12 protein-coding genes are annotated in these 13,392 nt (G+C 60.0%); 8 read left to right on the top strand and 4 right to left on the bottom strand.

What is annotated here, in order from left to right:
• Positions 1–34 precede the first annotated feature (34 nt).
• Complete coding sequence (locus tag FGZ14_RS09615; protein ID WP_139926079.1) at positions 35–715, top strand: fatty acid desaturase; 681 nt, start codon at positions 35–37, stop codon at positions 713–715.
• Here FGZ14_RS09615 and FGZ14_RS09610 read toward each other — a convergent pair.
• A complete protein-coding gene (locus FGZ14_RS09610) occupies positions 712–1,449 on the bottom strand; it encodes a LytTR family DNA-binding domain-containing protein (protein WP_139923690.1) in 738 nt (245 codons plus the stop codon). The two genes, FGZ14_RS09615 and FGZ14_RS09610, sit on opposite strands and share 4 nt — an antisense overlap.
• 266 nt (positions 1,450–1,715) lie before the next feature.
• Between FGZ14_RS09610 and FGZ14_RS09605 the strand changes: the two genes are divergently transcribed.
• Entirely contained in the window at positions 1,716–2,291 is a 576-nt protein-coding gene (locus FGZ14_RS09605; protein WP_139923688.1) for a hypothetical protein, read from the top strand.
• A 78-nt stretch (positions 2,292–2,369) separates the two neighbouring features.
• Here the strand turns inward: FGZ14_RS09605 and FGZ14_RS09600 are convergent, their stop codons facing one another.
• From FGZ14_RS09600 to FGZ14_RS09590, 3 genes are all read right to left on the bottom strand, one after another.
• Complete coding sequence (locus FGZ14_RS09600) at positions 2,370–2,741, bottom strand: heavy-metal-associated domain-containing protein (protein WP_139923686.1); 372 nt, start codon at positions 2,739–2,741, stop codon at positions 2,370–2,372.
• An 88-nt stretch (positions 2,742–2,829) separates the two neighbouring features.
• Entirely contained in the window at positions 2,830–5,130 is a 2,301-nt protein-coding gene (locus FGZ14_RS09595; protein WP_139923684.1) for a TonB-dependent receptor domain-containing protein, read from the bottom strand.
• A gap of 81 nt (positions 5,131–5,211) precedes the next feature.
• Complete coding sequence (locus FGZ14_RS09590) at positions 5,212–5,664, bottom strand: hypothetical protein (RefSeq protein ID WP_139923682.1); 453 nt, start codon at positions 5,662–5,664, stop codon at positions 5,212–5,214.
• 305 nt (positions 5,665–5,969) lie between these two features.
• Here FGZ14_RS09590 and mraZ point away from each other — a divergent pair, with 305 nt between their 5' ends.
• The 6 genes from mraZ to mraY all read left to right on the top strand — a co-directional run bounded on the left by mraZ (position 5,970) and on the right by mraY (position 13,329).
• Positions 5,970–6,449, top strand: coding sequence for a division/cell wall cluster transcriptional repressor MraZ (mraZ, locus tag FGZ14_RS09585; protein WP_139923680.1), 480 nt, complete (start codon positions 5,970–5,972; stop codon positions 6,447–6,449).
• Entirely contained in the window at positions 6,446–7,387 is a 942-nt protein-coding gene (gene rsmH, locus FGZ14_RS09580) for a 16S rRNA (cytosine(1402)-N(4))-methyltransferase RsmH (protein WP_139923678.1), read from the top strand. The genes mraZ and rsmH overlap by 4 nt, the downstream gene beginning before the upstream one ends.
• A gap of 2 nt (positions 7,388–7,389) precedes the next feature.
• Positions 7,390–8,118: an FtsL-like putative cell division protein gene (locus FGZ14_RS21735; RefSeq protein WP_180754578.1), complete on the top strand. Its 729-nt coding sequence runs from the start codon at positions 7,390–7,392 to the stop codon at positions 8,116–8,118.
• Positions 8,102–10,474, top strand: coding sequence for a penicillin-binding protein (locus tag FGZ14_RS09570; protein WP_257883388.1), 2,373 nt, complete (start codon positions 8,102–8,104; stop codon positions 10,472–10,474). The genes FGZ14_RS21735 and FGZ14_RS09570 overlap by 17 nt, the downstream gene beginning before the upstream one ends.
• Before the next feature lie 61 nt (positions 10,475–10,535).
• Positions 10,536–11,999 carry a UDP-N-acetylmuramoyl-L-alanyl-D-glutamate--2,6-diaminopimelate ligase gene (locus tag FGZ14_RS09565; protein WP_139926078.1) on the top strand — a complete coding sequence of 488 codons (1,464 nt, stop codon included), beginning with the start codon at positions 10,536–10,538 and terminating at the stop codon, positions 11,997–11,999.
• Positions 12,000–12,108: 109 nt separating this feature from the next.
• Positions 12,109–13,329: a phospho-N-acetylmuramoyl-pentapeptide-transferase gene (mraY, locus tag FGZ14_RS09560; protein WP_139923676.1), complete on the top strand. Its 1,221-nt coding sequence runs from the start codon at positions 12,109–12,111 to the stop codon at positions 13,327–13,329.
• Positions 13,330–13,392: the final 63 nt, after the last annotated feature.

Here is a 13,392-nt window from a genome sequence, read left to right as displayed (position 1 = left end):
GAAGCCTACCTCCCTCGGGAGCAAAGGCGTGCTGATGGCCCTGCTTATTGTGGCTACCTGGGCCGGGCTGCTGACCTACCTCCTGGCGTTCTATGAGCCCAACTGGCGCATGCCCTGGCCCTACCTGTTGGCGCTGGTGCAAATGCACCTCTACACGGGGCTCTTCATCACGGCCCACGACGCCATGCACGGGGTGGTCAGCCCAAACAAGCGACTGAACAACTTTATCGGGACCCTGACGGCGGGCCTGTTTGCCTTCAACTGGTTTCCGCGGATGCTGCCCAAGCACCACGCCCACCACCGCCACGTTGCCACCCCCGAGGACCCCGACTTTCACGACGGCCGCCACCCAGGCTTTCTGTTTTGGTTTGTGCGCTTTGCCTGGAACTACGTAACCGTGGCGCAGGTGCTGCTGATGGCCCTCACGTATAACGTGCTGAAGCTGTTTTTCCCGCAGGCCAACGTTATTGCCTTCTGGATGGTACCGGCCGTGCTAGCTACGCTGCAGCTGTTTTACTTCGGTACCTACCTGCCTCACCGCGGCGAGCATGCCCCCGAGAACCCGCATAAGTCGCGCAGCCAGTTGCGGCAGCATATATGGGCTTTCGTGAGCTGCTACTTTTTCGGGTATCACTACGAGCACCATGACCAGCCCTACCTGCCGTGGTGGCGGCTGTGGCGGGCCAAGGAAGCCGCGGAAAAAGCCGCTGCCTAGTTCTGGCGCCGGATCAGGGAGCGGTTCACGATGCGCTCCGTTACCCGTTCCCGGTAGGTTTGTCCCAGGGGCAGGGCGTGGCCGCCTACCTTCACCTCCAGGTTACTGACGGAATCAATGCGGGCTGCGTTGACCAGGTAGGAGCGGTGCGTCCGGATGAAGAGGCCCGGCGGCAGCTGCTCTTCCAGGTTTTTCAGGTTGACCAGCGTCAGGTGCGTACGGCCATCCGACGTATTGATTTTGGTGAAGTCCTTCAGGGCCTCAATGTAGAGCACCTCGCGGTAGTGCAGGCGCACAAACTGGGCATCGGTGCGGATAAAGAAGGAACCCCAGCCAGTCAGGGCATCGGCCTGGGCGTCGGAGCCCACGGTGTTCACGCGCAGAATACCGGCTACCTTATTTACGGCCCGCAGAAAGCGGTCCAGGGAAATAGGCTTCAGCAAAAAGTCGATGACATCGAGGTTAAAGCCTTCCATGGCGTATTGGGGGTAGGCCGTCATGAGCACCACCAGCGGAGGTTGCTGCAGGGAGCGAACTAAATCCAGCCCGCTGAGGTGGGGCATGGTCACATCCGAAAACAGCACCTGCACCTGGTTTTCCATGAGGTAGCGGTGCGCGTCCAGCGGGTCAGTGAAAGCGGCTTTTACATCCAGGATGTCGGTCATCACCACGTAGGCCTGTAACAGGTCCAGCACAAGCGGATCGTCATCGAGAAGCAGGCAGGTGATCTTCATATGAGCACTATCGTTCCGGAGAATAGCCTCAATATAAAAAGATAAAATCGAATCGTCTTATTATTTATTGAAAGAAAACAATTTTAGACGGGTTCAGGAGTTTGCTGGTCTACTTTATGCGGGAGTTGCTATACTTTGATGGGTTCTATAAGTAGTACATTGTTAACTTCTTCCGTAAACAGAAATACTGTCGTTACAGATTTTCGCTGCTTTTAGCCTATTGCTGTCCGCTGCTGAGTGGGTAGTTCTTTTCGTCCGTTCCGGCTATGAAAACTATTCCTGCCCCCGCCCCGTCCGCCGCGCAGCCCGTAGTGCTCGGCGTAACACTCACCATTGCCCACCACGAAGGTTTGCGCCGGTCGTTGCGCACGGCGTTTGGGCTGAGCACCCGGGCCATCAACCTCCGGATAGACCCCGGCATGGACCTGATTTTTCTGTGCGAAACCACCTTGCCCGGCACGCTGCCATGCCTGGCCTCGCTAACTCACCCCAGCGTTACGGCGGTTACCCTGCGCGAGGCCTACCTGACCTGGGACCAGCCGGCGGGCCAGGCCATTGGCCGGGGTACGCCCACCCTGGGGGCGCTGGAAAGCGGCAGCTGCTTCCTGACGGCCAACAGCCGCAAAATTCCCATTGCCACCTTCGGCCCCCACAACATCCACTCCTCGCGTATTGATATGGAGCTGCAGGGCCAGCCGAATCTGCTGGAGTTTCTGCGCTCCGAGTGGTTTACCCTCGAAATTTCGGGTACCAACCGCCGCCGCCTCACGCGTCCGCTGGCGTTTCAGGCCAACCTGCAGTTCGAAATCCAGATGGTGCCCGTTCCACCGGCCGCTGCCTGAATCCATGGTCCTTCATCACAGAAAAAGCCCGCCTGCAAGGTGCAGACGGGCTTTTCTATGGATATGACTCAGGCCAGACTAGTGAGTGGCGTTGGTTTTCTTGCAGCAGTCGGGTAGCCGGTCGTAGGCGCGGGCCTCAGCAGTTTTGTCGTCGGCATCGTAGCCGGTTTGCTGCACGGCGGCGCGGAGGGCATCAGCGGAGGTTTTATCGGGGCGGTAGGTAACCGTCAGGATTTTGCTCGGAACGTCGAGGTTGGCTTGCTGCACGCCCTTCTCGTAGGCCATGGCCTTTTCCAGACGCGACTTGCACATGTCGCACACGGCCGAGGTTTTCACCTGCAGCGTTTCCGTGGCCGGGCCTTTGGCCTTGGGCTTGCTGCCCTGGGCAAACGTGCTAACGGAAAGGAACAGGAAGGAGAAAGCGAGGAAGAAGGAAGTCAGAAGTTTCATAAAGAAGAAACAGCAAGGGGTTAAAAGAAAGTGCCGGCTGCCCTGGTGAAAGAAGCGTGCCAAATGTACGCGCCGGTAAAGCCCGACGCTAGTTAATGGTAAACCGCAGGCCGGCGTAAGTCATGCGACCATAAATCGGCCCCCAGATCATGGCCGCGTCAAAGTCAGGGCCGAAGGGGGCGTAGGCACCCTGAATGGGGTTGCGCTGGCGGTAGTTGGTCAGGTTCTCTACCCCCGCGTACACCTCAAACCGTTTGAAAGCGCGGGTGAGCTGGGTGTTGAGCAGGGCGTAGCGCGGAGCAAAGGACAGCGTACTTTCGCCCGAGCCGTGCAAGTGGCCTTCGCCGCCCGGCGCGTGGGCCAGGGGGCGCTTGCCGAAACCCTGCACCGTGAAATCGGCCCGCCACTTATCGAAGGCAGTAGCGTAGCCCAGGTTCAGGAACAGCCGGTGCCGGGGCGTGAGCACCTTGGGCAGCAGTTCGCCATTATAGGTGGTCTTTACGTCAAGGTACTTGTAGGCGGCTTTGGCGTGCAGCCCTTTCACCGGCTCAACCTGCACCTCAGCCTGGAAGCTGCGCGAGTAGGAGCGCCCGCCCGTAACATCCAGGTTGGTGATAATCAGCTGCTCGGGGTTGGTATAAGGGTCCGTTACTACCTGGTTCTGAAACTCGGTGTGGTAGTAGTCGGTGATGAACGTACCCGGGCGGCCGAAGGCGTTGAAATACTGCGTGAAGGAGCCACCCACGTTCCAGGCCGTTTCGGGCCGTAGCACCGGGCTAATCACAAACTCACGGGAGCTGACCAGCATGCCGGAGTTTTCGGCAATGGGGTTGGCTGTGCGGAAGCCCCGGCCGGCGGCCAGGCGCAGCACAGTGTTTTTGGCTGGGTCGTACTTCACGTTCAGGCGCGGAGTGAGGTACCAGCCGTAGAGGTTGTGACGGTCGAGGCGCAGGCCGCCTACCACCGTCAGGTTGCGGCTGTTCTGGTAGGTGTACTCCGCGAAGGCGCCGGGCACCTGCTCCAGGCGGTTGCGGTGCTCCCGGGCGTAGCGCTGGGCGGGCGTTTCGGTGGGATAGGTGAAGCCGGTTTTGTACACCTCGCGGTAGTCGTCGTGCAGGAAGCTCAGGCCCGCGCGGTAGGTGTGGGCCGTGGTACCAATGATGCTCTGGAACAGCAAGGTAGCCTGCCCGGTGCGCTGGGTGCCATCGTAGGTCCGCACCCCATAGCGGGAAGTAAAATCATGGTCAGTGCCGCTGAGCATCAGCCCCAGGCTCTGGTAGGGCCGGCCGGGCCAGGTGTAGCTGGTTTTGGCGTAGCCGGTGTAGCGGTTGGTTTCCTGGGTGGTGCCGTAGAAGCCACCGGGGTTTTCCTCGCGGTATCCCAGCTGGCCGCCCTGGCGCGTTTCCCGCAGAGCGCCTACCCCTACCTCCATTACCAACCCTTTGCCCGAGAGGTATTTCCACTTGTTGAACAGGTTGTACTGGGTAGCCAGCGGCAGGTCCAGGAAGCCGTCCTGGTTGCGGTCCACGCGGCGGCCCAGGTGGTCGGTGTGCAGCAGCAGAGCGGTGCTTACCTTTTTGCTGATGGGCGTGGCCAGGTTCAGGTTGATGTCGAACTTACCCAGGTCGTTGCCATAGGCGTTAAACAGCAGCCGCTCAGCTTTATCGGGCTCCTTGAGGCGCACATTCACCTGGCCCGAAATGCTTTCGTAGCCATTCACCACCGAGCCCATGCCTTTGATAATATCGATGCTCTCAATCCAGGGGCCAGCCAAGTAGCCTAGGCGGTAAGGCGAGGCCAGCCCGCGCAGCGCCGGCTGGTTATCAATGGTAAGCAGGGAGTAAGCCCCATCCAGACCCAGCAGCTGAATCTGCTTGGCGCCCGACACGGCATCGGTGGTAGAAACCTCTACGGAGGCGTTTGTTTCAAAGCTTTCGGCCAGGTTGCAGCAGGCCGATTTGGTCAGGTCGCGGCTGGTGATAACCTGGGTATTGGTGGGCGTGAGGCCAGAGTAGGAGGGGGCGCGGCCTTCCACCGTTACCTCGCCCAGCTCAGCGGAGCGGCGCAGCGGGATGCGCAGGTAGCTACTCCCGGGGGCTTGCACCGTATCGGGGAGGTAGCCCAGGAAGTTGATAATCAGGCGGGCGTCGGAGCCCATAGGGCGGGCCAGGGAAAAAGAGCCCTGGTCATCAGTGGTGGCGGCGGTAGTAGGGGCGCTCAGCCAGCGCACTACCGCGCCCGGTACGGGCGAGTTGGTACTACCATCGAGCACCTGCCCGCGCACGGGGGCCGTGGAAGCATCGGGAGTTTGGGCCGCAGCAGCAAGGGCGCTACCCAGCACAAAGCTGGCGGCCGTCAGCAGACGGCCCGGACCGGGAAAAGAGTTCATATCGTCAGGAAGTTAAGGTTTCTCTTCGGAAGCCCAACAAGGCGGTCTGGCCCTGTCGGGAACAGATGCGGAAGAGAAACCCTAGACGATGAGGACACCCACAAACGTGAGCAGCACCCGCCCGGCCCGTAAGGGCGGCGAGGAGTCGGCGGCATGCCAGCGGGCTTCGGCGAGCCGCAAGGGGGTAGGGGGGACTGAGGGCCACACGGTAGCCGCGGGCCACGCGGGCATCAGGGCTGGTACGGGGGCTTTTACCCAGGCCAGCTCCGCTGAGGGCGCATCCAGCTTATGAAAGTGAGCGCCAAACTCGCAGCACGCCTTGTTCAGCTGGGCCTTGTTGGTCCGGTGCGAATCGGGGCCGGCCGCAGGCTTGGGAGCCGGGCAGCCGTGCCGCTCCGGACTGAAAATAACGGACGCCGTGTGCTTGCCGCTTTCCCGGCAGGTATGCTGCTGCACTGCCAAGCCTACCGAGGTGGTAAGCACCAGCAGAGCCAGCCAGATGCTGAAGAGCCGATGACGAAGCGGGCGTTTCATTACCCTGCAAATATACGACATAGCTGCCGCTTGCTCAGGTACAGAATCCGGAAACAAAAGGTGCGGAATCTTTTCCTACCCCCTTCGTGCAAGCTCAACCCTTAGCCTGACCATTAAGCTACTTGGTGGCGACTGACATTCTGGCAAGCCTAGTTTCTTCTACCCCCTCAATTTTCCAAAAAGGCTTCTGATCGGCCCAAAAAGGCCTGTTTTGTAAGTGGTAGAAAATGGTAAATCGTGGTGGCCTTTTCCGGCGGGTTCCGTACTTTTGCTATACCCCGTTCCCATGCCCAATCTTCCCACACATGATAACCCAGCTGCTCTCCGGCGAATACGAGTGCAAGCTCGACCCCAAAGGTCGGCTGGTGCTGCCGGCGAAGGTGAAGGCCAACCTGCCCGAAGCCTCCGGCAATCAGCTGGTGCTGGTGCGCGGGTTTGAGCCCTGCCTGGTGCTCTACCCCCGGGCCGCGTGGCGCGTGATTCATGAGAAGGTGATGGCGCTGGACGAGTTTAATGAGGAGTACCGGCAGTTTCAGCGTAACTTCTTTCGGGGCATGACGGAGGTAGAGCTGGACACCATCGGGCGGTTTATGCTGCCCCGCACCATGCTGCGCTACGCCGGCATCGAGAAGGAAGCCATTATTGTGGGGCTGGGAAACCGCTGCGAAATTTGGGACCCGGAGCGCTACAATGACTTCCTCATCAAAGACCAGCAGAGCTTCTCGAAGCTGGCCCAGAAATTTTTGACCACCGAAACCGGCCCTGGCGGCCCCCTGGCCGCATGAGCAACGCCTTGAACGATTACGAAAACGATACCGCCTACCACCGCCCCGTGATGCTGCGCGAGTGCCTCGAAGGCCTTAACCTACAGCCCGGCGGCCGCTACGTAGATGTTACCTTCGGCGGGGGCGGGCACTCCGCCCGGATCCTGGAGCGGCTGGACGAGACGGGTCACCTCTACAGCTTCGACCAGGACGCCGATGCCGAGCGGGAGGCTGAAAAGCTGGCCCGGCCCCAGTTTACCTTCATCCGCAGCAACTTCCGCTACCTCCACCAGGAGCTCAAACGCCACGGCGCCCTGCCCGTAGATGGGCTGCTGGCCGATTTGGGCGTGTCGTCGCACCAGTTCGATACGCCCGAGCGCGGCTTCAGCACCCGTTTCGATGGTCCTCTGGACATGCGTATGAACCCTGATGGCGACGACGCTTCAGCCGCTGATATTATCAATGAGTATTCGGAGACCGAGCTACACCGCATCTTCGGGATGTACGGTGAGGTAACCAACGCCCGCACGCTGGCCGCTACGGTGGTATCGGCCCGGCGGGGGCAGAGCATTACCACCATTGCCGCCCTGAAAAAGGCCATTGCGCCCTGCACGCCTCGTGGCAAGGAAAACAAGTACCTGGCCCAGGTTTTCCAGGCCCTGCGCATTGAAGCCAACGACGAAATGGCGGCCCTGCAGCAAATGCTGGAGCAAACGGCCCAGGTGTTGCGCCCCGGCGGCCGCCTAGTGGTGATGAGCTACCATTCCTTGGAAGACCGGCTGGTGAAGAACTTCATTGCCAAAGGCAAATTCTTTGGGGAAGTAGAGAAAGACCTGTTCGGTCGCACCAGTGTGCCCTTCGAGGCTCTTACCCGCAAACCGGTGGAGGCCTCTTCTGAAGAAATAGCTCTGAACAGCCGGGCCCGCTCGGCCAAGCTGCGCATCGCAATTAAAAACTGAGCATGGCTACCAATACCCTCCGATCGGCGAATCAGCCCCGTGTAAATGCCCCGCGGCAGGTGGCGCCCATCGCGCCCGAGCCGGTGCGCCCGCCCGAGCCGGAGCCTACCCCTCCGCCTCGCCCCAAGGCTCCGCGGGAGCCTCGGCCGGCGGCCCAGAAGCGTAGCACCTGGAGTGTGTTTTCGCTGCTGGAGCGCGTAACCAGGGTTGATGGGCTGTTTCGGGAAGGCTTGCCGGTGCGCTACCTGCCCCACCTGCTCTTTATTATGTTTCTGACGCTGGTGTACATCGGCAATACGCACTACGCCACCCGCATGAACCGCAGCATCCAGAAGCTGAAGCTGGAAACTGAGGACCTGCGCGCCGACTACACCACCCTGAAATCGGACTACATGGAGGCCAGCAAGCAAAGCGAGGTAGCCCGCAAAGTGGCCGCCTACGGCTTAGTGGAAAGCTCCTCGCCGCCCTTCCGGATTACCGTGCCCGCCGGTCGCCTCGATGAGGCCGAGCTGGATATGCTACCCCTGCTGACGGCTGACTCGGTGGCCGCCATGACGGCCCGGGCCAAGGCCGATTCCTTGCGCCGGGCCGGTGGGCCATCGGTGGGCGACTCGGTAGAGGTAGGCGCGCCGCCCGTTCCCATCGGCACCGACCTCAACGGCGAGCCTGCTACTGAATCTACCACTTCCAATCGTTCAGCCCAACCGCGCCGCAATGAAAGGAAACGTTAAAAAGAGCATTGTAACCCGCGTTCGGCTGGCCTTTCTGGGCGTGTGCCTGTTTTCGTGCGCCATTGTATGGCGCGTAACGCAGGTGCAGTTCAAAGAAGGCGCCAAGTGGAGCGCCCTGGAGCAGGAGCGCCGCATTGTGTACCAGCCGGTATTTGCCACCCGCGGCAACATTTACTCCGACAACGAAAGCATCATGGCTACTTCGCTGCCCTTTTACCGGGTAGCCTGGGACCCAAGCGTGGTGGATCGGGGGCTGTTCAATGAAAAAGTTGATTCCCTGGCCTTGCTGCTGTCCCGGTTTTTCGGCGACCGGACACCCGGGGAGTACGCCCGCAAGCTGCGTAACGCCAAGAACGCTAAACCCTCGGTACGCTATCTGCGCCTTAACTCCCGGCAGATCAATTTCCAGGAGAAGAAAGAGCTGGCGCAGTGGCCCATCTTCCGGGAAGGCAAGAACAAGGGCGGGGCCATTTTCGAGAAGGTGGACAAACGCTTCCGACCTTTCGGTGGCTTGGCGCAGCGGACTATCGGCTTCGTGAACGAGGATAAAAATGGTGCTGGCCTGGAATTTACCTTCAACCGCCACCTAGCGGGTAAGGATGGCGAGGCCCTATTCGAGCGCCTGCCTGGCGGCAACAAGCCCATCTACGACGGTACCGAGGTAAAGCCCCAGCCGGGCTACGACGTGAAGACTACCTTGGACATTAACCTCCAGGACGTGGCCGAAAACGCCCTGTACAAGTCGCTGGTGGAAAACAACGCCCAGTACGGCACCGTGATTCTGATGGAGGTGAAAACCGGTGAAATCAAGGCGGTGGCTAACCTGGGCAAGGTGGACGAGGGCGTGTACCGCGAGGATTACAACTACGCCATTGCCGACCAGGGCCGCACCGAGCCGGGCTCTACCTTCAAGCTGGCCTCCATGATGGCCGCCTTCGAGGAAAACCCCGACCTGCAGCTGACCGATACGATTAACACGGGCAACACCGGCTCTAAAAAGATAGGCGGGGCCGTAAAAACCGACTCCCACCCCTACGGCCGCATCACGCTGCAGCAGGTATTCGAGAAGTCTTCCAATATCGGGGTAGCCATGCTGGCCGATCAGGTGTTCGGTAAAACCCCCGAGAAGTACACTACTTACCTGAAAAACTTCGGGTTGGACAAGCCGCTAGGCTTCCAGATGGCCGGCGAGGCTCGTCCCTACATCAAGGACCCCCGTGACCGGAGCTGGAGCCGCACTTCTCTGACCACCATGAGCATCGGCTACGAGCTGAAGCTGGCGCCCCTGCAGACACTGGCTTTCTACAACGCCATTGCCAACGGGGGCGTGAAGGTGCAGCCCATGATTGTCAAGGAAATCAAGCAGGCTGATAAGGTGCTGGAGCGGTTTGAAACCCAGGTGCTCATCCCTAAAATCTGCTCCGATGAAACCCTGCAGAAGGTTAGGGCCATGATGGAGGGGGTAGTGGAGCACGGCACCGCCCGTGGCATCCGTACCAACGACTACCTGATTGCGGGCAAAACCGGTACGGCCTGGAAATTTAAGAACGGCGCCTACACCCGCACCTATTCCACCAGTTTCTGCGGCTATTTCCCCGCCGATAACCCCAAGTACAGCTGCATCGTTGTGGTCGATTCGCCCAAGAACGGCCGCATTTATGGTGCCGACGTAGCCGCGCCTGTGTTCCGCGAGGTGGCCGACAAAGCCATGGCTCGCGACGCTGCTTCGCAGCGCCCGTTGCTGGCGCGCGCTCCGGTGCGTAAGTCGCGGGTGCCGGCGGTACCGGCTGGCATGCAGGAGGAGTTGTCGATGGTATTTACCAAGCTGGGCGTCACCCACAACGGCGCCACCGGTGCCGAAGACTGGGTGCGTACCGCGCCGACCGACTCAGAAGCGGAAAGTCTGAGCCTGAAGCCCATGGCTGTACGACCGGGGCGAGTGCCCAACGTGCAGGGCATGACGCTGCGCGACGCCCTCTTTTTGCTGGAAAACCGGGGTCTGAGGGTTCGGGCCGTGGGCACGGGTAGGGTGAAGGCGCAGTCGATAGCCGTGGGCTCCGCGGCTCGGCGCGGTACTACCATTGTGCTGCAGCTGGAACCCATCGGGGGCCGACTAGCGGCTCCGGTGCCGGCCGCGCCGCCTACCCCCAGCTCAGTTACCCTGGCTGAGGCACGTACGCCGCGCTCCGAATCAGCAACTGCTACCGCCGGCAATGGCGGCAAAACGGCTGATAAAAAGAAGCTGGCTGCTCAGTCGAAAGAATCCGCCAGTACTACCCCCAAGAAAACGGCAGCCGCTAAAAAAGCGTCTGCGAAAGCGGCGGCGGCAGTCATTAAACCCAAGCCTAAAGCTTAGCCTGGGTTTCTTCGTTCCAAGACATAAGCGGCACATTGCCTGTTACGATTTGAATACACCGATTTCTCTTCCCACTCTTCTGAAAGCCGTTACGGTTCGTGCCCAGCACGGTGCTGCTGATGTGGCCGTAACCACTCTCACCCTCGACTCGCGTCAGGCGGGTCCGGGCGCGGTGTTCTTTGCCTTGCGGGGCACAGCCACCGATGGGCACCAGTTCATTCCGAAGGCGGTGGAACAAGGCGTAGCGGTAGTGGTTGTGGAGAAATTGCCCGCTGATCTGAATCCCGGTACTACCTACGTGCAGGTGCCGGACAGTGCCGAGGCTATGGCCCGCATGGCGGCCGAGTTCTACGGCAACCCTTCGCGGCAACTGCAGCTGGTAGGCGTAACGGGCACCAACGGCAAGACCACCTGCGCCACCATGCTGCACAAGCTCTTCCGGGAGCTGGGCTACCACTGCGGGCTGCTGAGCACGGTGCAGAATCAGATTGATGAGGAAGTTATTCCGAGCACCCACACCACCCCCGACGCCATCCGGCTAAATGAATTGCTGGCTCGCATGCTCAAGGCGGGTTGCACGCATGTATTTATGGAGGTTAGCTCCCACGCCGTGGTGCAGCACCGCGTAACGGGCCTGCACTTCTCGGGGGGCATCTTCACGAACCTCTCCCATGACCATCTCGACTACCACGGCACCTTCGACGCCTATCTGAAAGCCAAGAAAGGCTTCTTCGATATGCTGCCGAAGTCGGCCTTTGCTCTCACCAACCAAGACGACAAGCGTGGCCCCGTGATGCTGCAGAACGTGGTAGGCCGCCGCGAAACCTACTCGTTACGCAATGCCGCTACTTTCCGTGGCCGCCTGATTGAAAACGCAGTGCATGGGCTTCATCTGGAAATGGACGGTAGGGAAGTGCAGTTCCGTCTGATAGGGGTGTTCAATGCCTACAATCTGCTGGCCATCTACGGCGCGGCGGTGCTGCTGGGCGAAGACCCCACGGAGGTGCTGACGGTGCTGTCGGGCCTGACTTCGGCGCCGGGCCGGTTTGAGCCGGTAGTGTCGGAGCGGGTGCGTATCACGGGCATCGTGGATTACGCCCACACGCCTGACGCGCTGGAAAACGTGCTTCAAACTATTGCTGACATCCGCCAGCCTAGCCAGCAGGTCATTACGGTGGTCGGCTGTGGCGGCAACCGCGACGGCGCCAAGCGGCCTATCATGGCTCGCCTGGCCGCTCAGCTCTCCGACCGTGCCGTGCTCACCTCCGACAATCCACGCTTCGAGGACCCCAACGACATCCTGACCCAGATGCAGGCCGGCGTTCCTACCGAGAACCAAGGGAAAGTGCTGACCATTGCCGATCGGCGCGAAGCCATCAAAACGGCCGTAGCCCTAGCCCAGCCCGGCGACATTGTGCTGGTAGCTGGCAAAGGCCACGAAACCTACCAGGAAATCAAAGGGGTGAAAACTGACTTCGACGACAAGCAGGTGCTGACTGAAATGTTCGGGTTACTAGGCAAATAGCGCTGAATAATCCAAAATCCGCACAAACGCAACGTTTGACCAGCTTTAAAAAACCTGAACCTTTGCAGCTTGGACTTCCTCTGAACCCCAACTGCTGACCCTCGCGCCCATGCTCTATTACCTCTTTAATTACCTCTACAAAGTGCATCATCTGCCGGGCGCGGGTGTATTTCAGTACATTTCCTTTCGGGCGGCGCTGGCGGTAGTTACTTCCCTGATTATTGCGCAGTTCTTCGGCGCCCCGCTAATCCGGGCTTTGCAGCGCAAGCAAATTGGCGAAACCGTGCGCGACCTGGGTCTGCAGGGTCAGATCGAGAAGAAAGGCACTCCCACGATGGGCGGGCTCATCATTCTGCTGGCCATTTTGGTGCCCGTACTGTTATTCGCCAAGCTCGACAACATCTATATCGTGCTGATGCTGCTGAGCACAGTGTGGCTGGGGTTGATTGGCTTTGTGGATGATTATATTAAGGTAGTTAAGAAGGACAAGGAAGGCCTAGCCGGACGGTTCAAGGTGCTGGGGCAGGTAGGACTGGGCATCACGGTGGGCTGGGTGCTGTTCTTCTCCAACGACGTGACGGTGCGCCAGTATGCGCTGCCCAACGGCTCGTTCTCGGCCGTGGATGCCAGCTCCGTGTACCAGGATGTGAAGCTGATGATTACCACGGTGCCCTTCCTGAAAAACAACGAGCTGAACTACGGTGACCTGTTTGCTACCGCCGGCGACTTCTTTAATGAGTACTACGCCTTCTTCTACATTCCCATCGTCATCCTGATTATCACGGCCGTGAGCAACGGCGCCAACATCACCGACGGGCTTGATGGCCTGGCGGCCGGTACCTCGGCTATTATTGGCATCACGCTGGCTATCTTCTGCTTCGTGAGCGGTAACGCCCTGCTGGCCGACTACCTCGACGTGATGTTCATTCCGAACTCGGGGGAGCTGGTAATTTTCTGCACGGCATTCGTGGGGGCCTGCGTGGGCTTCTTGTGGTATAATTCCTACCCCGCCCAGGTGTTCATGGGCGACACCGGCTCCTTAGCCATTGGGGGCATCATTGCGGTGCTGGCTATCATCGTGCGGAAGGAGCTGCTGATTCCGGTGCTGTGTGGAGTGTTTCTCATTGAAAACCTTTCGGTTATGGTGCAGGTGAGCTACTTTAAGTACACCAAGCGCAAATACGGCGAAGGCCGCCGCCTGCTGCGCATGTCGCCCTTGCACCACCACTACCAGAAGCTGGGTTACCACGAATCCAAAATCGTGTCGCGCTTCTGGATTGTGAGCATCATGCTGGCCGTCCTGACGCTGGTAACGCTGAAACTCCGCTAATGACAGTTCCCGCGGAGGCCGCCGTGTTGTCGCAGAGGGCGTTGAGTCGTTCTGCGCCTTCTG

Origin of the sequence: Hymenobacter sp. DG01 (genome assembly GCF_006352025.1) — a bacterium.
Taxonomy (GTDB): domain Bacteria; phylum Bacteroidota; class Bacteroidia; order Cytophagales; family Hymenobacteraceae; genus Hymenobacter.
The sequence above is the reverse complement of the archived record's forward strand: the minus strand, read 5'-3'. Positions and strand labels throughout refer to the sequence as shown.